The 18,032-nt window shown below is 68.2% G+C and carries 20 protein-coding genes; 12 read left to right on the top strand and 8 right to left on the bottom strand.

All coding sequences use genetic code 11. The features are described 5' to 3' along the window. Positions 1–20 precede the first annotated feature (20 nt). Genes C6Y44_RS23745 through C6Y44_RS23730 form a run of 4 tightly spaced genes read left to right on the top strand, consistent with a single transcriptional unit; the run spans position 21 to position 4,520 of the window. Positions 21–1,217 carry an acyl-CoA dehydrogenase family protein gene (locus C6Y44_RS23745; protein WP_016692589.1) on the top strand — a complete coding sequence of 399 codons (1,197 nt, stop codon included), beginning with the start codon at positions 21–23 and terminating at the stop codon, positions 1,215–1,217. Further along, entirely contained in the window at positions 1,214–1,954 is a 741-nt protein-coding gene (locus C6Y44_RS23740) for a hotdog fold domain-containing protein (RefSeq protein WP_159417246.1), read from the top strand. The genes C6Y44_RS23745 and C6Y44_RS23740 overlap by 4 nt, the downstream gene beginning before the upstream one ends. Beyond that, the gene (locus C6Y44_RS23735; protein ID WP_159417247.1) at positions 1,951–2,826 is read left to right on the top strand and encodes an alpha/beta fold hydrolase; all 876 of its coding nucleotides are present in this window, start codon (positions 1,951–1,953) and stop codon (positions 2,824–2,826) included. Before C6Y44_RS23740 ends, C6Y44_RS23735 begins: the two co-directional genes overlap by 4 nt. Further along, entirely contained in the window at positions 2,823–4,520 is a 1,698-nt protein-coding gene (locus C6Y44_RS23730; RefSeq protein ID WP_159417248.1) for an AMP-binding protein, read from the top strand. Before C6Y44_RS23735 ends, C6Y44_RS23730 begins: the two co-directional genes overlap by 4 nt. Before the next feature lie 35 nt (positions 4,521–4,555). Here C6Y44_RS23730 and C6Y44_RS23725 read toward each other — a convergent pair whose 3' ends face one another. From C6Y44_RS23725 to C6Y44_RS23715, 3 genes are all read right to left on the bottom strand, one after another. Beyond that, positions 4,556–5,797 carry a serine hydrolase domain-containing protein gene (locus C6Y44_RS23725; RefSeq protein WP_016692593.1) on the bottom strand — a complete coding sequence of 414 codons (1,242 nt, stop codon included), beginning with the start codon at positions 5,795–5,797 and terminating at the stop codon, positions 4,556–4,558. Positions 5,798–5,842: 45 nt separating this feature from the next. Further along, positions 5,843–7,132 (bottom strand): MFS transporter, encoded by a 1,290-nt coding sequence (locus C6Y44_RS23720; RefSeq protein WP_016692594.1) that lies wholly within the window; start codon positions 7,130–7,132, stop codon positions 5,843–5,845. Positions 7,133–7,207: 75 nt separating this feature from the next. Then, positions 7,208–7,537: a GYD domain-containing protein gene (locus C6Y44_RS23715; protein ID WP_120280770.1), complete on the bottom strand. Its 330-nt coding sequence runs from the start codon at positions 7,535–7,537 to the stop codon at positions 7,208–7,210. Between the two features lie 128 nt (positions 7,538–7,665). Between C6Y44_RS23715 and C6Y44_RS23710 the strand changes: the two genes are divergently transcribed. Then, positions 7,666–8,073 (top strand): TIGR03618 family F420-dependent PPOX class oxidoreductase, encoded by a 408-nt coding sequence (locus C6Y44_RS23710; RefSeq protein ID WP_016692596.1) that lies wholly within the window; start codon positions 7,666–7,668, stop codon positions 8,071–8,073. 25 nt (positions 8,074–8,098) lie between these two features. On the opposite strand, the gene C6Y44_RS23705 is transcribed toward C6Y44_RS23710, so the two are convergent. Next, entirely contained in the window at positions 8,099–8,680 is a 582-nt protein-coding gene (locus tag C6Y44_RS23705; RefSeq protein WP_016692597.1) for an HdeD family acid-resistance protein, read from the bottom strand. 98 nt (positions 8,681–8,778) lie between these two features. Between C6Y44_RS23705 and C6Y44_RS23700 the strand changes: the two genes are divergently transcribed. Then, entirely contained in the window at positions 8,779–9,591 is an 813-nt protein-coding gene (locus C6Y44_RS23700) for a DUF72 domain-containing protein (protein WP_120280769.1), read from the top strand. Between the two features lie 33 nt (positions 9,592–9,624). After that, entirely contained in the window at positions 9,625–10,104 is a 480-nt protein-coding gene (locus tag C6Y44_RS23695; protein ID WP_016692599.1) for a hypothetical protein, read from the top strand. Positions 10,105–10,117: 13 nt separating this feature from the next. Here the strand turns inward: C6Y44_RS23695 and C6Y44_RS23690 are convergent, their stop codons facing one another. Next, positions 10,118–10,630: a MarR family winged helix-turn-helix transcriptional regulator gene (locus tag C6Y44_RS23690; protein ID WP_016692600.1), complete on the bottom strand. Its 513-nt coding sequence runs from the start codon at positions 10,628–10,630 to the stop codon at positions 10,118–10,120. 70 nt (positions 10,631–10,700) lie between these two features. On the opposite strand from C6Y44_RS23690, the gene C6Y44_RS23685 reads away from it, so the two are divergent. Beyond that, a complete protein-coding gene (locus C6Y44_RS23685) occupies positions 10,701–12,113 on the top strand; it encodes an FUSC family protein (protein ID WP_159417249.1) in 1,413 nt (470 codons plus the stop codon). A 61-nt stretch (positions 12,114–12,174) separates the two neighbouring features. Here C6Y44_RS23685 and C6Y44_RS23680 read toward each other — a convergent pair whose 3' ends face one another. Beyond that, positions 12,175–12,573, bottom strand: coding sequence for a histone-like nucleoid-structuring protein Lsr2 (locus C6Y44_RS23680; protein WP_016692602.1), 399 nt, complete (start codon positions 12,571–12,573; stop codon positions 12,175–12,177). A 37-nt stretch (positions 12,574–12,610) separates the two neighbouring features. After that, positions 12,611–13,705: a nucleoside hydrolase gene (locus tag C6Y44_RS23675; RefSeq protein WP_225623671.1), complete on the bottom strand. Its 1,095-nt coding sequence runs from the start codon at positions 13,703–13,705 to the stop codon at positions 12,611–12,613. A 41-nt stretch (positions 13,706–13,746) separates the two neighbouring features. Here C6Y44_RS23675 and C6Y44_RS23670 point away from each other — a divergent pair, with 41 nt between their 5' ends. Together C6Y44_RS23670 and C6Y44_RS23665 are read left to right on the top strand one after the other, a co-directional pair. Then, positions 13,747–14,553 (top strand): acyl-CoA thioesterase domain-containing protein, encoded by an 807-nt coding sequence (locus tag C6Y44_RS23670; RefSeq protein WP_016692604.1) that lies wholly within the window; start codon positions 13,747–13,749, stop codon positions 14,551–14,553. Between the two features lie 19 nt (positions 14,554–14,572). Next, the gene (locus C6Y44_RS23665) at positions 14,573–15,223 is read left to right on the top strand and encodes a cyclase family protein (RefSeq protein ID WP_120280766.1); all 651 of its coding nucleotides are present in this window, start codon (positions 14,573–14,575) and stop codon (positions 15,221–15,223) included. Positions 15,224–15,242: 19 nt separating this feature from the next. Here C6Y44_RS23665 and C6Y44_RS23660 read toward each other — a convergent pair whose 3' ends face one another. Continuing rightward, positions 15,243–16,064, bottom strand: coding sequence for a FadR/GntR family transcriptional regulator (locus tag C6Y44_RS23660; protein ID WP_100226116.1), 822 nt, complete (start codon positions 16,062–16,064; stop codon positions 15,243–15,245). Between the two features lie 178 nt (positions 16,065–16,242). Between C6Y44_RS23660 and C6Y44_RS23655 the strand changes: the two genes are divergently transcribed. Both C6Y44_RS23655 and C6Y44_RS23650 read left to right on the top strand, forming a co-directional pair. After that, positions 16,243–17,232, top strand: coding sequence for an NAD(P)H-dependent flavin oxidoreductase (locus C6Y44_RS23655; RefSeq protein ID WP_016692607.1), 990 nt, complete (start codon positions 16,243–16,245; stop codon positions 17,230–17,232). Between the two features lie 10 nt (positions 17,233–17,242). Continuing rightward, positions 17,243–18,028: an enoyl-CoA hydratase-related protein gene (locus C6Y44_RS23650; RefSeq protein ID WP_016692608.1), complete on the top strand. Its 786-nt coding sequence runs from the start codon at positions 17,243–17,245 to the stop codon at positions 18,026–18,028. Positions 18,029–18,032 lie beyond the last annotated feature (4 nt).

Genomic DNA, 18,032 nt, shown 5'->3' with positions numbered 1-18,032 from the left:
ATCGAAGGAGTGCACCTCCCATGACCCACCGCCCCTCGCAGCCGCGCACCGATTCCCCGCGCTATCTCACCGAGGAACGCCTCGCGATCCGCGACCTCGCCCGCGACTTCGCGATGACGAAGGTGCTGCCCGTCGCCAACGAACTCGACCCGGTCCAGGGCACCATCCCCGACTCCCTCAAGAAGGAGATGGCCGAGACCGGCTTCTTCGGGATCATGATCCCCGAGGAACACGGCGGCCTCGGGCTCGGCGTCTTCGAGTACTGCCTCGTGGCCGAGGAACTGTCGCGGGCATGGATGAGCGTGTCGGGTCTGCTCGCCCGCGGCAACGGCATGGGCGGCGGCTTCACCCCCGAACAGGAGGCGGCACTGCTGCCCAAGGTCGCCCGCGGTGAATACCTCGGCGCGTACGCCCTGTCCGAGGCCGAGGCCGGATCCGACGTCGCGAACATCTCGTGCCGTGCCGTGCGTGACGGCGACGAGTGGGTCGTCAACGGCACCAAGATGTGGTGCACCTATGCCGACGAGGCCGATTACCTCGTGCTCTTCGCCCGCACCGATCCGAACAAGGACCCGGCCAAGCCACACCGCGGGATCAGCGCCTTCCTCGTCGAGAAGGAACGCGGCGTCTTCCCCGAGGGCATCTCGGGCACCAAGGTCCGCAAGATCGGCTACTTCGGGTGGAGCACCTGGGAGTTGTCTTTCGACAACTTCCGCATCCCGGCCGACAAGATGCTCGGCGAGGAGGGCAAGGGCTTCTATCTCGCCGTCTCCGGTCTCGAGGTGGGGCGCGCCCATACCGCCGCCCGCGCCATCGGTCTCGCCCGCGCCGCACTCGAGGATTCGATCGAGTACGTGCACACCCGCCGTCAGTTCGGCCGTCCCATCGGTGATTTCCAGCATCTGAGGTTCAAGATCGCGAAGATGGCCGCCGACATCGAGGCTGCACGTCAGCTGATGTACTCGGTCGCCACCGACATCGACACCGGCCGGCGGTGCTCGCTCGAGGCGTCGATGTGCAAGCTCGTTGCCACCGAGATGGCCGAGCAGGTCACCAGCGAGGCCGTGCAGATCCACGGCGGCGCCGGCTACACCACCGACTTCCAGGTCGAACGCCATTGGCGCGACGCGCGTCTGACGAAGATCTTCGAAGGCACCAGCGAGATCCAGATGCGCATCATCTCCGACGAACTCCTGGGAAGGCCCGAGCAGGCATGAGCGCACACACCGTCACCCGCCCGCTCACCGTCGGGGACCGCACCTCCTCGGAACCCCGCACCGTGGCCGATGTCCTGACCGGCTCCGGTGCGGTGGCACCGCCGAACTCACCCGTCCTCGGTGCCCTGGCCGTCGCCTCGCTCGTCCCGCCCGTTCCCGGTGGCGTCCCGACCGGATTCGACTGGAACGCACACGATCCGGTCTCCGTCTCGGACGTCGTGTCTGCGGATACCGTGATCACCCGCGTATCCGGACGGACCGCGCGCCGCTACATCCGGCTCGTGGACGGGACCGGCACGGTGCGTGAATCCGGCACCGAGACATGGACCTTCGACGACGAACAGCCGGCGGTTCCCGAACTGGACTTCTGCGCACCGGCCTGGGGAGCGCTGCTCACCGAGAGCCTCTCGGAAGACCGGGAATTCACTTCGTCGCTGTCCACCTGGGACGGCACCATCGGATTGCGCAGCGGCGAGACCGAACTGCACCTGCGTATCTACAAGGGGCGCATCGTCGACGTCACCCGGCGCACCCCGCACGGCGCGACGTTCACCTTCGTCGCACCCGACCACGCCTGGGCCGATCTCGTCCTGTCCGAGGAGAACGACTTCATGCGCCGCGCCATCCGCGGCGAATTCTCCTCCACCGGAGACGGATACGAGTACCTGCGCCTGACAAAGCCGCTCAACACGATCATCGGGCACGCCCGTGCCCTCGCCCGAAAGGCCCGCTCATGATCGAGGCCCGCTACCTGGAGATCGGCGGAGCGCTCGGCTTCGTCGAGATCGTCACTCCCGACGCACGATCCGGCAACGCGCTCGACGCGACCGACCTGCCCACCGTCCTGTGCATCCACACCGCCGGCCAGAGCGGCGTGCAGTGGCGCCACGTGGCCCGTGATCTCGCCGACCGCGGCTACCGGGTGATCGTCCCCGACCTGCCCGGCCACGGACGTTCCGAACCCGCACCCGGGGGCCCCGTCACAAGCCTGATCACCTACGGCGACTGGTTGTGCGAGGTGCTCGACGCGCTCGGGATCGACCGGCCGTTCGTCATGGGCTGTTCGATCGGGGGCAAGCTCACCCTCGAACTCGCGACCCGCCCGGACCGTCCGCTGTCCGGGGCCGTCGCGATGGAAGCCGAACCCGGCCCGGGCCGCGTCAACGTCGCCGGTCTGCGCCGTGAACTCGAGGACGTCGCCGGACCGTCGCGCTCCGAGCGCACCTATCTGGGAACCCTTGCATCCGTGGGGCGCTCGGTTCCGGAGGCGAAGGCGCACACGATCGCGCTCATGCACAAGCGGGAGGACCCGGAGATCTCGTCGTCCGATCTGATCGGCTGGGGAACCCACGACGTGCGCGACCGCCTCGACCGCCTGACCGCACCGATCCACCTCGTCGCCGGCGTCGACGACCCGTGGATCGACCCCGACGCCGTGGCCCGGGCCGCAGAGACCATCAACGACGCACTTCCCGGACGCGCCCGCTTCACGGCATTGGCCGGCATCGGGCACTATCCGATGGAGGAGATCGACGACTTCGCCGCGCTCGCCGACACCTGGATCGGTGAGCTGCGCCGGGTCGCTGTTCCCGAGGAGGCAGCGCTGTGACCACCACCCGCACCGACACCCTGCCCGCACTGCTCGACGGCCTCGTCGCCGCGAATGCGGACGCCCCGATCGCCTACGACATCGTCGACGACGTGGCGGTGGCCCGCAGCCGCGAAGAGTTCCGCGACCGGGTCGAGGCCGTGCGCAGTGAACTCGACGGAATCGGCCTGCGCGCCGGCCAGTGCATCGCGGTGATGTTGCCGAACTGGTCCGACGCACTCGTGTGGCAGTTCGCAGCCTCCGCGCTCGGCGCCCATGTCATCGGTGTCAACACCCGCTACAACACCCGCGAGGTCGCGCACATCCTCACTGCTGCGCGACCTGCCGTCGTGGCCGTGCCGGCCGCCTTCCACGGACTCGACCTGTTCGGCCGGCTCACCGAGGCCGCGGCGTCCGTCCCCGACGTGGCCACCCCGGTGGTCGCGGTGGTGCCCGGACCGGCGAACGCGTCGGCGTCCCCGGCCGACTTCGACCTCGGCGGCGGCGCGTGGACGGCCGGCAGCGGCGACACGCGTGGCGCGAGTGCACCCGGGACACCCGACACCGCGACACTCACCCCGGCGGGAATCGACGACGATCCCGAGGACCGGATCGCAGTGGCGTTCACGACGTCCGGTTCCACCGGTGTGCCCAAACTCGCCGCGCACCGCGGCAACGCGGTCGTCCGTCACGGACGCGCCGATGCCGCGATCATGAAGATCGTCGAGGGCGACGTGGCGCTGTGCGTGCTCCCCGTTTCGGGCGTCTTCGGTTTCAGTACCGCGATGGCCGCGCTCGCCGGTGGGGGAGCGCTGCTCATGGAGACGGTCTTCGATCCGGGCGCGGTCCTGCGCCGGATGCGGGAGGTCGGGGTCACGCACGCGGTGGGCGCCGACGACCTGTTCGGCCGTCTCTACGACGCCTGGCACGATGGCGAACGCGTCGACCTGTCGGCACTGCGCTGGGTCGGTATCGCCGACTTCCTCGGCCGCTCCCACGAGATCGCCCGATGGCTGCGCGACGAATTCGGCACCCACACCTCCGGTGTGTTCGGTTCGTCGGAGGTGTTCGCTCTCGCGATGCTGTGGAATGCCGACGATCCGGAATCGGTGCGTTGGAACGGTGGCGGCCGCGCGGTCGACACGGCGATCGAACTGCGGGTCGCCGACCCCTACGACGATCGGGTCCTCCCGGCCGGTGAGCAGGGCGAACTGCAGTTCCGCGGCCCGAACGTCGTCGACGCTTATCTCGGGAACCCCGACGCCGCCGCGCGCGCGTTCACGGCCGACGGCTGGTTCCGCAGCGGCGACCTCGCCGTCGACCTCGGCGACGGAGGCTTCCGCTACATCTGCCGGATGGGCGACGTCCTGCGCCTGCGCGGCTTCCTCGTCGACCCCGCCGAGATCGAGACTCGTCTGGCGGAGCATCCCGGCGTGGCCACGGCCAAGGTCGTCGGTATCACCGGCGACGGCGGCTACACCGAGGCGATCGGTTTCGTCGTCCCCACCGACGACGCACCCGCGGACACGACCTCGGGGACCCTTCGGGCCTGGTGCCGCGAGACCCTCGCGGCCTTCAAGGTGCCCACGGCGATCCACGTCATCGAACGGATGCCCACCACTGTCGGTGGCAACGGATCGAAGATCCGCGCCGTGGAACTGCGCGAGTGGGCCGGCGAGTGGGCGGGTTCCGAACGCGACTTCCGAAACACCTGACCAACCCCGCGACGCACCCGATGCGCCCGGCCGGCTCAGTTGCCGGCCGGGCGCTCGTGCGTCGGCGGTGCGTGATCGGGGGCGACCTCCGCCGCGATCCTGCGGAACAGGGCGTCTGCCTCGTTCACGTATCCGCCGGTGTCGTCGAAGGCCTCCGGTTCGTAGGTCACGGCGAGTGCGATCGCCACCTCCTGCTCGGGCAGATACGCCTCGACGGCGGAGTAACCACCGAACATCGGGTTCTGCATCAGCCAGTCCCCGGTGATCACCACACCGAGCCCGTAGGTGTACGCCTCCGACTGCTCGAAGCAGGTCGAACAGTCGGGCTGCGCATGGGTGCGACCGCGCAGATCGGTCGAGACCATGGCCGCATACGACTCTTCCGACAGTAGTTCACCGGTGCCGATCGCCACGGCGGTGTCGTGCAGGTCGAAGATGGTGCTGGTCTGCACGGCTCCGGAGGTGATGGTCCACGACGGGTTCCAGAAGGTGCTCTCTTCGTAGAAGGGGGTGCCCGCGGGAACACCCAGGAACTCGCGCCGTTCGGAGGAGAAGGCGTGCAGTACCGGGTCGGGCATCGCGGCCGTCTGCGAGGCCGCGGTGCCGTCCAATCCCAGGGGTTCGAGCACTCGTTCCCGAACGAGTTCGTCCATCGGCCGGCCGGTGATCTCCTCGAGCGCCGAGCCCAGGATCACGTAGTTGGTGTGGGCGTAGTTCCAGTTGGTGCCGGGCTCGTAGAGCAACGGTTTCGACGTCGCGTACGCGAGGAGTTCGTCCGGGGTCCACGCGCGGAACGGATCCGCGTAGCTCGCGTCGGCGAACTCGTCGTTGCCGAGCACGTAATCCGGATAACCCGACGTCATCTGCGCCAGCTGACCGAGGGTGACGCGGTCGGCGTGCGCGAGATCGGGCAGCCACTGCGACACCCTGTCGTCGAGACCCACCACGCCCTCGTCGACGAGTTGCAGCAGCACGGTCGCGACGTACGAGATGGCGACGGCACCGTTGCGGAAGTGCATGTCGGTGGTCGCCGGAACACCCGTCATCGACTCTCCGAAGGCACGGGTGACGATCTCCTCGCCGCCTTGCGAGACCCGCACGAGGACGGCGCGCAGGTGCCGGTCGGCCATGGCTTCGTCGACGATCTGCACGATCGCGTCGGTCCCGGCGCTGTTCGTCGGCTGTGCCTGGGCGGTCGGATCGTCACCCGATGGCGAACAGGCGCACAGGATTCCGACGGCACAGATCAGCGCCGGAGCCTTTCGTCCGATCAGCATGCCGAAAGTGTGACAGCTCCGCGCAGGCGGAAACAGCCGATTCGTTCAATTGCGACATTTCACGGCGACACTGCCTCTGGTGAGGATCGACAGCGAGGCGGCGACCGCGCACAGGGTCGCTCCGGCCCACCACGCGTAGGTGTAGGTTCCGAGGCTGTCGCGGATGACCCCGGCTCCGAAAGCGGCCGCCGCGGCACCGATCTGGTGGGAGGCGAACACCCAGCCGAACACGATGGTTCCGCGGTCGCCGAAGATCCGGCGGCACAGCATCGCGGTCGGCGGCACGGTGGCGACCCAGTCCAGACCGTAGACCACGACGAACAGGATCATGCTGGGGTGCACGGACTCCTGCAACAGCCAGGGCAGCAGGAGCAGACCCACGCCGCGGAAGGTGTAGTAGAAGGCCAGCAGCTTGCGGGGGTCGAACTTGTCGGTCAGCCATCCGGAGGCGATGGTGCCGACGATGTCGAAGATCCCCACGGCGGCCATGAGGCTCGCTGCGGTGGTCGTGGGCATGCCGTGGTCGTGGGCCGACGGGATGAAGTGGATGCCGACGAGTCCGTTGGTGGTGGCCCCGCAGATGGCGAAGGCGATCGCCAGCGCCCAGAACGCCCGGTGACGCACCGCGAAGGCCAGCCCTTCGAGAGCGCGGGTGACGGCACCGCCGGTCGCTCGCGTCGGCGCCAGGTAGGTCTCGGGGTCGGCACCGTAGGGCAGGACACCGCGCTCGTCGGGATGATCGCGGATCACCGCCCACACCAGCGGGACGACGACAATCGCCGCCGCGGCGATCACGAGCGATGCCTGCCGCCACCCGACGTTCTCCGCGAGCGCGGCGACGGGAGGCAGGATCACCAGTTGGCCGGTCGCGGAACCCGCAGTGAGGATGCCCATCACCAGCCCGCGACGCTCGACGAACCATCGGTCGGCGATGGTCGCCGCCAGGACCAGGGCCATCGACCCCGTGCCGGTACCGATGAGCAGTCCCCAGAACACGAGCAACTGCCACGAGGCGGTCATGGCGACACTGCCGGCAGCACCGAGCGCCACCAGGAACAACGCCGACGAGATCACCCGGCGCATGCCGAACCGGTCCATCAGGGCGGCGGCGAACGGTGCGACGAGTCCGAACAGGACGAGGTTGATGCTCACCGCGAGCGACATGACGCTCGTCGACCAGCCGAACTCGTCGTGCAGCGGCACCATGAGCGCGCCGGGTGCCGCCCGGAAGCCTGCGGCGCCGAACAACGCGAGGAAGGCCACCGCGGCGACCCACCATGCCGGGTGGATCCGGGCCGGGCGGCGGTCGCTGCGCTGGGCCGGGCGCACACTCATCACGAATTCACTTTCTTCGAGAAAGCAACAGGATGAGCAGACGATACCCAGCAGCTCGTCGCGGGAGGCGAGCGGTCAGTTGCCCGAGCTCCCCGGCGTCCGGTAACTCGCGTCGCGGCGCGCGGCCTCGTCGACCTGTTCGGGGGTGAGCAGGGCGATCGGCGTGGAGCGCGCGGCACCGGAGGCGATCGTGCGGAGCTCGAGTGTCGCGGCCGCGATCTCGTCGGGCACCTCGCCGAGCACGTACAGATCGTGACCACCGAGCGCGAAGTGCACCGAATCGACCGTCCCGCCCACACTTTCGACCATCCGGACGATGGCGTCGCGTCGGGACGTACCACCGTCCGTGAGCAGCCCGCGTGCGCCGTCCGCGGTGTAGTTCACCTGCCAGAGATATCGCGGCATGATCGTCTCCTTTCGAGGATCCCGACCTCCATGGTCGGTCCATCCCGCGTCACCGGGGACGGTTTCGCCGGGAATCGCGGCCTAGGCTCGATATCGAGACCCTGTCCGCCGCATCGAAAGGGAGTGCCGTGCCGAAACGACCCGTACCCGAGGCCGTCGCCGAATTCCTCGCCCAGCCCAATTACGCCACGATCAGCTCACTGCGCCCGGACGGTCATCCGGTGTCCGTTCCGACCTGGTACGTCTTCGAGGACGGCCGCATCCTCGTCAACATGGATTCGACCCGCAAGCGCCTCGAATACCTGCGGAACGATCCGCGGGTGAGCCTGTCGGCGATGGATCCGCAGGACTGGGTCACGCACGTGAGCCTCCAGGGGCGGGTCGTCGAACTCGCCGACGATCCGTCCCTGGAGGACATCGATCGGATCGCTCGCCACTACACGGGCAAGCCGTACCACGCGCGCGACGGCAAGCGCGTCAACGCGTGGATCGAGATCGACCGCTGGCACGCGTGGGGTCGTCTGCGCAACGCCTGAGATCGATCGGGGAGAAGGCCGGCTGTCAGATGACGCCGGCCTTCTTCGCCGCGCTGCGTGCCTGGAACGCCAGGATGACGAGCAGCACGCCGAACAGGATCGCGTAGATGCCGAGCAGGACGATCAGGCTCAGGATGCCCTCGCCGGGGAAGATCAGCAGCACGATGCCGAACAGGACGGCGACGACGCCCGCGAGCACCGACCACACCCATCCGGACTCGGGGACCTTCCGGAAGCGGACACCACCGACGATGCCGGTGATGCCGAACAGGATGGCGTAGAACGCGATCACGTACAGCAGTGCGAGTGCGGTGATGCCGGGCCAGAACAGCGCGACGAGACCGGCGAGGACGGAGACGACGCCCATGGCGAGCCACCAACCCCAGCCCTCGGGCTTGTCGCGGATCGATTGAACGACCAGCACGATGCCGTCGATGATCGCGTAGGCCGCGAAGACGACCACCAGCGCCCACACGGTGATGCCGGGCCAGACGAGCGCGACGACACCGAAGAGGACCGCGAGGATGCCGCGCAGCAGCACCACCCACCAGATCTGCTTCAGCAGTGATCGGAACGGATCGTTGGAAGAAACCGAGCTCGTGGACATGACGGCTCCTGGCGTGTGATGTGATCTTGTAGCCCCGAGGATAAGCGCGGTTGTGCTGCTTCGCGTGCCGAATCGAAGCCGAGGTTACGCTCGGAAACGTGGCCGGGGCGAGGATCGGGATATCGGGATGGCGCTATCCGGGCTGGCGCGGAGACTTCTATCCGGAAGGACTCGTCCAGCGCCGGGAACTCGAATACGCCGCCCAGCGGTTCGGGTCGATCGAGATCAACGGCTCGTTCTACTCGCTGCAGCGCCCGAGCAGTTATCTCGCGTGGCGGGACGCCGCACCCGACGACTTCGTCTATGCCGTCAAGGGCGGGCGGTTCGTCACCCACATGAAGCGGCTCGCGGGTGTCGACGACGCCCTCGCCAATTTCTTCGCCTCCGGCGTACTCGCGCTCGGCCCGAAACTCGGTCCGGTGCTGTGGCAGCTCCCGCCGACCCTCGGTTTCGAGGAGGACAGGTTCGCGGACTTCTTCGACCGGTTGCCCCGCACGACGACGGCCGCCGGCGAACTCGCCCGCCGGCACACCGACAAACTCGCCGACGACCGGGTGTGGGTGGAGGTGGATGCCGAGCGTCCGCTGCGGCACGCCGTCGAGGTGCGGCACCCCGACCTCGCGAGCCCGGAGGCCGTGGAGTTGCTGCGCGCGCACGATATCGGGCTCGTCGTCGCCGACACGGCCGGCAGGTTCCCGTTCCTCACCGACGTCACGAGCGATTTCGTCTACGTGCGGATGCACGGCGACAAGGAGTTGTACGCGAGCGGGTACACCCCCGAGGTCCTCGACGTGTGGGCCGAGCGGATCCGCCGGTGGCTCGGCGACGGCAGGGACGTCTACGTGTACTTCGACAACGACATGAAAGGCTGTGCACCGCACGACGCGCTCGCGTTGCAGGAACGCCTGTGACCCGGGCGTCCGGAGGAAGGACAGGAGATCGCTGTGTGGCCCGACCACTGGCCGAGAACGCCGCGCGAGATCGCGACGGCCACCGCCGATGCGCTCGCCGCTGCCCGCAGCGAGTCGGCCGAGCCCTTCGACGAGGCGGTTGCGGTGCTCGTCGACCTGCCCTACGAGCAGGTCACGGCCGTGCACGCGGGCATGGTCCGGGAGTTGCTCGAGGAACTGCATCCCGACGGCCTCGCCGGTGAGGACGTGCAGGCCGTGCTCGAACGCTCCGTCCGCTCCGGTCTGCGATGGTTGCCGTCGCTCGAACCCGAGGCCGTCGTCGCCGTGCTCACGGGTGCGCTCGGCGTGTCCGATCCCGACGCCGAACGCCCGAGGATCCGCCCCGAGCAGTATCTGGCCGCGGGCCTGCTCGTCGTCGCCGATCTCGTCGCTGCGCGCCGCGTGGCTCCCGAAGCGTATCTGCGTCGCGCCGTGAGCGAGATCGAACGGGCCGAGACGCAGGAGATGCCCTGAGCTCTTCCGGGGGTCAGGCCGGATAGTGGTTCTCGACGTTGCGGACGACCTTGCGCAACAGATCGGACAGGACCTGCACCTCGTCGTCGTCGAGCCCGTCGAGCATCTGCCGCTCGCGCGCCAGGCGTCGCGGGAATTCCTTCTCGACGAGTGCGCGCCCGTCGTCGGTGAGGGTGAGCAGCACGACGCGGCCGTCGCGTTCGAGTCGTTTGCGTTCGACGAGACCGAGTTTGGCGAGTCGCTCGGTGTGCTTCGTGGTCGACGCGCCGGAGATGCCCGTGATCGAGGTGACCTCGCTGGCGCGTAACGGATGGTCGCTGCGGGCGAGCGCGCTGAGGACCTCGAATTCGCTGCGGCTGATGCCGCTCGCTTCGAGTTCCCGATCGAAGTAGGTGAGCGCGAGCGAGCCGATGCGGGTGATGCGGCCGATCACGTCGATGGGGCGGAGGTCGAGGTCGGGGTAGTGAGCGGTCCATCCGAGACGTACGCGATCGACGTAATCGGGCTGGGGTGTCTCGGAGGGCATGTGGCAAGTCTAACGGTATCGGACGAACAATTTCATAGATATTTTATTAGTAAAGTAATACGGTGGACGGATGCTCGACCGCCGACTCGACGACCGTCCCCAGCTCCGTCACACCCGGGGAGCGCTCGCGCATCCGCTCTCGACGAGCGCGTGGAAGGACGCCCTCGAAGTGCGGCGTGGCGACCCGACCGTGGCCGTGGCGCTGCGCGTGGGATTCGCGACGATGCTCGCTCTCGTCGGCGGCGGTCTGCTCGGTTACGGACAGGTCGCCGGCTTCGCCGCTCTCGGCGCACTCACCAGTGCCTTCCTGCGATACGAGCCGTATCCGCGTCTCGCGGTGCGCCTTCCGTGGGTAGGTCTCGGCATCGCCGGTTACACCGCCTTCGGGGCTGCACTCGGCGCGATGGGCGCCCCACTGTGGGTGCAGATCGTCGCGCTCTCGGTGGGCTCGGCCGTCGCGTACTGGGTGTTCACGGCCTTCTCGCTCATGGGCCCCGGCCCGGTGATCCTCATCTTCGCCGCCGCCGGCGCCGCCGGTTTCTCCGACGGATGGGGTGACGCGGGCCTGGTCACCGTCGCGGCGACCATCGGTGCGCTGCTCGGATATGTCATCGCGATGCTGCCCGCGCTCTCCCATCCCCATACGCCCGCTCGCCTCGCGGTCGCGCGCGCCCTCGCGGCGGTCTCCGCCGTCGAAATCCGCGGTGCGGACGCCGTTCCCGCCGCGAGACAGAGCATCCGGAAGGCGCGCGAGACCGTCGCACTGAACACCCCGCGACGTTCGGACGCCCATGTCCACGAACTGGTCGCCCTGCTCGACGCGGCCGAGACGGTTCTCGACAGCAGATCGCACGACACCTCCCGCGCACGCCGCGACGACTTCGCCCGGTTCGAGAAGGAACTTCGGAAGGCGCGGCGCGACATCGAGATTCCGCGTGTCGATGCCGAGGGTCGGCCGGTGCTGCCGACGCCGCCCGGCTTCGTCCGCGAAGGATGCAGTCGTCTGCTCGACCGTCTCGTGCTGATCGGAGCGGCCCGGATCTTCGTGGCGTCGTTGCTCGCCGCGTCGTTCGCAGCACTGATCGGGCTCGACCATCCGCTGTGGGCTGCGATGGGTGCCATGGCGGCGCTGCAGGGATTGAACTACCGCAACACCGTTCAGCGCGGCATCCAGCGTCTGATCGGCAATGTCGGCGGCGCACTGATCGCTGCCGTGCTGCTCGCGCTCGACCTGGGCTACTGGCCGGTGGTCGCGGCCGCCGTGCTGTTCCAGACGCTCACCGAACTCACGGTGACCCGGAACTACGGGCTCGCCTCGGTCGGGGTGACGACGATGGCGTTGCTGCTCACCGGCCTCGGGCAGCACGCGGGTCCGGGTCTCGCCGCCAACCGGGTCGCCGACACCGTCATCGGCGTGGTCGTGGGCGTGATCGTCGCTGCGGTGACCATCCGACGCGACGACCGGCACCATCTCGTCGCGTGACGAGGCGGCACCGGTCGTCGGTGGCGTTCATGGCCCGCCGCGGAAGGCGGCGGGGTGATGCTCAGGAGTGAGCGGCTTCGAACCGCTCGAGGATGTGCCGCGGGATCCGGCCGCGCGAGCTGACGTCGTAGCCCTTGTTACGGGCCCAGTGTCGGATCGCGGCCAGTTGCTCCGGCGACCGGGTGGGCGGAATCACCTTGTGGGTCCCCGCCGTCCGTGTGCGGGCCTTTGTCACCGTCTGCTTCGGCGTGATGGTGCGGGTGCTCGATGCGGGCTTCTCAGGTGCCTTCTCGTGCAGCCACGGGCGGAGTACCGCCAGGAACTTGTCTGCGTTCGCCGGCCGCAGGTCGATTTCGTACTCGTCGTCGTCGACCGTGATGCGGAACGACTGCGCCAGGCCGTCCATGATCGGTTGGCCGTCGATATCGTCGAAATATTGGACGCGCACTTTCTGTGCCACGTTTATCTCCTTGTCCCCGAACTGTGCGCTGTCGACGCTAGTTCTTACTCGGGGGTAGGTTCAAGTCGCGAATGTACGATCCCACCCGCTCGACGAAATGATCGAAGAACTCTGCCGGACGGGTGCCCGCCACGATATCCGCGTTCGGCGTCCTTTGCCACATACCGGACAGATCGGCGACCGTCGTGCCCCGGGTGAGCCGTCCGTCGAGCTCGACGTCGACCGTCGCGGGCCGGGAGGTGTAGGGAACCGTGCCCAGCGTGACCGCCGCGGCGAACGGGTCGTGCACGTGCGCGAGGAAGCCCAGGCCCTGGTCACGATGAAATTCCATGTAGAACCGCAGTGCATCGGAGATGTGGCGGACGAGAGGGACATCGGCCGTCGACCGCGTACCGCGCGGAGCATCCGGGGAGAGTTCCCCGGAGCGGGGCACACCGACGACGTCCCCGATCCGCGCGACATGCTCGGGATGCATCTCGATCGACTCCGTGACATCGAGCGGGCACACGATCGGCCGCCGGTCCGGAGGCGCGATCGAGAACGCGTCGAACACGACCTTGGCGGCCTCCGGATCCACCGCGACGTTCCATTCCGAGGTCGGCGTCGTATTACCGGGATGGTGGAAACACCCACCCATGATCACGAGGCGACGCAACCGCGACGGCAGTTCCGGATCGATGCGCAGGGCGAGGGCGAGGTTGGTGAGCGGACCGGTGACGAGCCCGGTGAGCTCTCCCGGGTGCTCGCGGGTGAGATCGACCCACGCCTGCGCGGCCGATCGCGACGACCGCGATCGCGACGCAGCGGGAAGCTCTGCGTACCCGATCCCCTGTGGACCGTGGGTGTCCTCGGTGGTCATCAGCGGCGCGACCAGCGGAACCTGCGATCCGGCAGCCACTTCGATATCGGACCGGCCGCACACCTCGAGCCACGACAGCGTGTTGGCGGTGACCTGGTCCACCGGCACGTTCCCCGCCGTGCACAGGGCGGCGACGATCTCGGCTTCCGGACTCGCGACGAGATAGAGCAGGGCGAGAGCGTCGTCGATGCCGGTGTCGACGTCGACGATCAGGCGGGTACGGGCGGCCGGAACATCGGGTTCGTGTACGTGCACGATCCCATCTTGGGGCATCCCGATGAGCGCGCCGCGGCCGGTGCTGGGAGAATTCCCGAATGCACGAGCGCAAGAACCGCGGTTACTTCACCGAGGACGACGGTGTCTACCTGCCCACGAAGTACGCGACCAGCCCGTGGTCGGACACGATGCTCAACGGGCCGTGTGTGAGCGGTCTGGTCGCACGCGAGCTCGAGATCCACCATGCCGTCGAGGGTTTCGTCCCGTCCCGGTTCACGCTCGATCTCTTCAGGCCGGTCCGCAACGAGCCGATCACCTTCATCACCACCCGGGTTCGCGACGGCAACCGCATCCGCGTCGCGGACGCGAACCTGATGCAGGGTGGCGAGGTGTCGGCGCGCGCGACGCTCACCTTCCTCCGCAAGTCGGCCCCGCCGCCCGGATCGGTATGGCTGCGTGGCGAGTCCCCGACGCCCCCTCCCGGTTCCCTGGAGACGCAGCCCGGACCGCTCGAGTACTCGTCCTGGTACGGCAGTGACGGTCCGGGGTGGACGCGGGTGCGGTCGGAGCACCAGAACTCCGATCGCAAGCGGCTGTGGTCGCGGCAGCTGCCGATCATCGTCGGTGAGGAACTGTCGCCGTTCGTCAACACCGCGACCGTCGGTGAGGGCACGTCGTTCGTGACCAACTGGTCGGACAAGGGTGTCGGCTACATCAATTCCGATGTCACCCTGGCGCTGTCCCGCCTGCCGGAGGGGCCGGAGGTCGGTATCGAGGCCGACAACCACATCAGCAGCGAGGGCATCGCGGTCGGGACGGCGGTGTTGTTCGACCGCCTCGGGGCGTTCGGCACCGGTGTGGTCACCGCGCTCGCGAATGCGCATCGGCAGGTCGATTTCGGCTGACCCGAACAGGAGTGATGTCATGCGTGTACGGCGGATCGTCGACCTGACCCACGTCGTCTCCCCGGACATCCAGGTCTATCCCGGAGATCCGGCACCGACCTTCACGCCGCACGCCACCGTCGAGGCCGACGGTTTCGACCTGATGCGCATCGACATGGGATCGCAGACCGGCACCCACGTCGACGCGCCGCGACACGTGCGCAGCGGTGGCGCCGCGATCGATGCGGTGCCACCGGAGAACTTCGTCGGACGCGGGGTGGTGCTCGACGTGCGCGCCCGCGTCGACGCCGGTGCGCTCGTCACCCCCGATATGTGGGGTGAGCCCGCGATCGGCTCCGGCGATATCGCGCTCGTCCTCACCGGCTGGTCGCAGTATTTCGGCACCGAACGCTATTTCGAGCACCCGGCCCTGAGCGTCGAGGCCTGCCGGTGGTTGCTCGACCGCGGCGTCCGCGCAATCGGAATCGACGCGCCGAGCGTGGATCCCACGGCCGACGAGACGCTCGCGGCGCACCACGTGCTCGCCGACGCGGGCGCGATCATCTGCGAGAACCTGCGTAACCTCGAAGCGGTCGACTTCCCGGATCCGCTCGTCTCGCTGTTGCCGATCCCGTTCGCCGGCATCGACGGCGCACCGGTGCGGGCCGTCGCCATGCAGATCGAGAACTGAACGGCGGCAACGGGTCCGGTCAGTCGAGGATGTCGCGCACCTCGACGTCCTCGCGTCCGCCGACGACGAGTTCGCGCGCGGCGGCCATGTGCTTCTGCCAGTGCGTGAAGGCGCCTTCGCCGTCCCGGGCGCGCAGCAGCCGGATGAGCTTGCGCTGCGAGCGGACGAACACCTTGTAGTGGTCCTCGTACTTCTCCGCGTCGCGCTGCATGCTCTCGCGCGTGACGTTCATGGTGTGCCGCTCGTAGATCTCGTGCAGCATGCCCGCGATGAGCGACAGTGACGAGTTGCCGGCGAGCTGGACCATCCGCAGATGGAACATCGCCGCGGCCTGGCCGAAGGTGCCGTCGGCGAAGGACGACGGAATCGTCTCGTCCACCAGACGTTCGAGTTCGTCGAAGGCCTCTTCGCTGCCGTTCTCCGCGAGCAGTCGCGCAGCGGCGGGCTCGACGGCCTCACGTGCGACGTAGACATCCGCGACGGTCGCGCCGGCGAGTTCGAGCAGCAGGGACGCCGGTCGCGCTACCACCTCGGGGCCCGGCACGCAGATCCGTGCGCCCGAGCGCGAACCGCGTCGCACCTCGACGAGCCGTTCGGCCTCGAGGACGCGAACCGCCTCGCGCAACGTCGGCCGGCTCACCGAGAAGTGCTCCATGAGCGACGCCTCGTGGGGCAGGTGGTCGCCGTCCTTCAGCTCACCGTCGACGATCATGCGGCGGAGCTTCCGGGCGACGAGTTCTGCGGTCTTGGGGGTGCGAATGGCCCGGCCACCGCCCGCGCGAGTGTCGAATCCGACTCCCGAACGCGCGTCGAATCCGGTCGCCAACACTTCGTCGGTCACGGGAACGGCCTCCTGCTCCGAGATCACTTCGACTACTTGGTGAAAGTTCCGGCCTCATCGTACTCACAGGTAACCGGTCGCCGTGGGTCGAGGCGGCGAGTCCACGACTATTGCTGATGCTCACATAGTGAACTATGTTACCTATGTATCGCCCGGCGGGCCTCGGACAGGAGCATCCATGCTGAACACGCGGTTCACAGCGGAATTCGGAATCGAACACCCGATCGTCCAGGGCGGCATGATGTGGGTCGGCCGCGCCGAACTCGCCGCGGCCGTCTCCGAAGGCGGCGGGCTCGGGATCATCACCGCACTGACCCAGCCCACCCCGGAAGACCTGGTCACGGAGATCGAGCGGTGCCGCGCACTGACCGACAAGCCGTTCGGCGTCAACCTCACCCTCACGTTGTCGATCAATCAGCCTCCCTACGCCGAGTACCGGCAGGCGATCATCGACTCCGGCGTGACGATCGTCGAGACCGCGGGCTCCGATCCGACCAAGCATGTCGAGCATCTGAAAGAGCACGGCATCAAGATCATTCACAAGTGCACGAGCGTGCGGCACGCCCTCAAAGCTCAGCGGATCGGCGCTGATGCGGTGAGTATCGACGGTTTCGAGGCGGCCGGTCATCCTGGCGAGGACGACGTCCCCGGGCTCGTCCTGATCCCCGCCTGCGCCGACGCCCTCGACATCCCGTTCATCGCGTCGGGTGGGTTCGCCGACGGTCGCGGACTCGCCGCCGCTCTCACCCTCGGTGCCGACGGCATCAACATGGGCACCCGCTTCATGTGCACGCAGGAGAGTCCCATCCACGAACGCATCAAGCAGCAGATCGTCGACGCGAGCGAACTCGACACCCAGCTCATTTTCCGGCAACTGCGCAACACCATGCGGACCGCGCGGAACTCGGTGAGCGAGGAGGTCGTGGACATTCTCGGCAAGGGCGGGCGGTTCAAGGACGTCAAGGACCTCGTCGCCGGATCGCGGGGACGCACCGTCTACGAGGACGGAGACCCGGAGGCCGGCATCTGGACGGTGGGGCAGTCGCAGGGTCTCATCCGCGACATCCCGCCGGCCGGTGAGCTCGTGCAGCGGATCGCCGCCGAGGCCGAGGCGAAGCTGCGCTCCCTGACCGCAGACATCGTCGTCGACTCCGTTCCCGTCCCCTGAGGAGAAACCGATGACACGACAGGCCGAGACCGCCGAGGACGTGCGGGAGGACGACGCGCCGGTGCTCGTCGAACGCGACGGTGCCGTCACGATCCTCACCCTCAACCGTCCCGACCGCCGCAACGCGATCAACCGCGCCATGCGGAAGGCGCTGAAGAAGGAACTGTGGCGCGCCGACGCCGACGACGAGGTGAACGTCGTCGTCCTCACGGGTGCGGGCACGTCCTTCAGTGCGGGTGTGGATCTGCCCGAGGCGTTGTCGGGTCCGCCTCCCGCCGCCGAAGGGCCCACCCCGACACACGTGCTCCGTGGCATCTCGAAACCGGTCATCGCGGCGGTCAACGGCCCCTGCTACACGGGCGGTTACGAACTCGCCGTGAACTGTTCGTTCATCATCGCCTCCGAACGCGCCGAGTTCGCCGACACCCACGCGCAGATCGGTCTGCTCAACGGCTGGGGCGGTAGTGCCGTCTTGCCGCGGATGATCGGTCTACCCGCCGCGATCCAGTTCATCCTGTCCGGGGAGCCCATCGACGGCGCGACCGCCGCGCGCATCGGCCTCGCGAACGAGGTTGTTCCGCACGACGAACTCCTGGACCGCAGCGTGGCCGTCGCGCAACGGATCGCCGGGGGGCATCCCGGTGCGATCCGGCGGATGCTCCGGTTGCTCAAGGAGGGTGCGGGCACGTCGCTCGCGCACGCCCTCGCCCTCGAATCCGAAGCGGCGGCCACCTATCGCGCGGACGGCGCGGACATCGGTGCCCGATACGCGAAGCGCCGCGCGCAGTCCGACTGAGCAA

Source organism: Rhodococcus rhodochrous, from assembly GCF_014854695.1.
Lineage (GTDB): Bacteria > Actinomycetota > Actinomycetes > Mycobacteriales > Mycobacteriaceae > Rhodococcus.
Note: the sequence above shows the minus strand (reverse complement) of the source record. Positions and strands in the feature narration are given on the sequence as shown.

Excerpts from the sequence above, each read along its gene's own strand:
- C6Y44_RS23665 (WP_120280766.1), top strand. The coding sequence starts at position 14,573 with ATGCGTGTACGGCGGATCGTCGACCTGACCCACGTCGTCTCCCCGGAC.
- C6Y44_RS23735 (WP_159417247.1), top strand. The coding sequence starts at position 1,951 with ATGATCGAGGCCCGCTACCTGGAGATCGGCGGAGCGCTCGGCTTCGTC.
- C6Y44_RS23670 (WP_016692604.1), top strand. The coding sequence starts at position 13,747 with ATGCACGAGCGCAAGAACCGCGGTTACTTCACCGAGGACGACGGTGTC.
- C6Y44_RS23705 (WP_016692597.1), bottom strand. The coding sequence starts at position 8,680 with ATGTCCACGAGCTCGGTTTCTTCCAACGATCCGTTCCGATCACTGCTG.
- C6Y44_RS23745 (WP_016692589.1), top strand. The coding sequence starts at position 21 with ATGACCCACCGCCCCTCGCAGCCGCGCACCGATTCCCCGCGCTATCTC.
- C6Y44_RS23650 (WP_016692608.1), top strand. The coding sequence starts at position 17,243 with ATGACACGACAGGCCGAGACCGCCGAGGACGTGCGGGAGGACGACGCG.
- C6Y44_RS23690 (WP_016692600.1), bottom strand. The coding sequence starts at position 10,630 with ATGCCCTCCGAGACACCCCAGCCCGATTACGTCGATCGCGTACGTCTC.
- C6Y44_RS23715 (WP_120280770.1), bottom strand. The coding sequence starts at position 7,537 with ATGCCGCGATATCTCTGGCAGGTGAACTACACCGCGGACGGCGCACGC.
- C6Y44_RS23725 (WP_016692593.1), bottom strand. The coding sequence starts at position 5,797 with ATGCTGATCGGACGAAAGGCTCCGGCGCTGATCTGTGCCGTCGGAATC.
- C6Y44_RS23685 (WP_159417249.1), top strand. The coding sequence starts at position 10,701 with ATGCTCGACCGCCGACTCGACGACCGTCCCCAGCTCCGTCACACCCGG.
- C6Y44_RS23740 (WP_159417246.1), top strand. The coding sequence starts at position 1,214 with ATGAGCGCACACACCGTCACCCGCCCGCTCACCGTCGGGGACCGCACC.
- C6Y44_RS23655 (WP_016692607.1), top strand. The coding sequence starts at position 16,243 with ATGCTGAACACGCGGTTCACAGCGGAATTCGGAATCGAACACCCGATC.
- C6Y44_RS23675 (WP_225623671.1), bottom strand. The coding sequence starts at position 13,705 with ATGCCCCAAGATGGGATCGTGCACGTACACGAACCCGATGTTCCGGCC.
- C6Y44_RS23720 (WP_016692594.1), bottom strand. The coding sequence starts at position 7,132 with ATGAGTGTGCGCCCGGCCCAGCGCAGCGACCGCCGCCCGGCCCGGATC.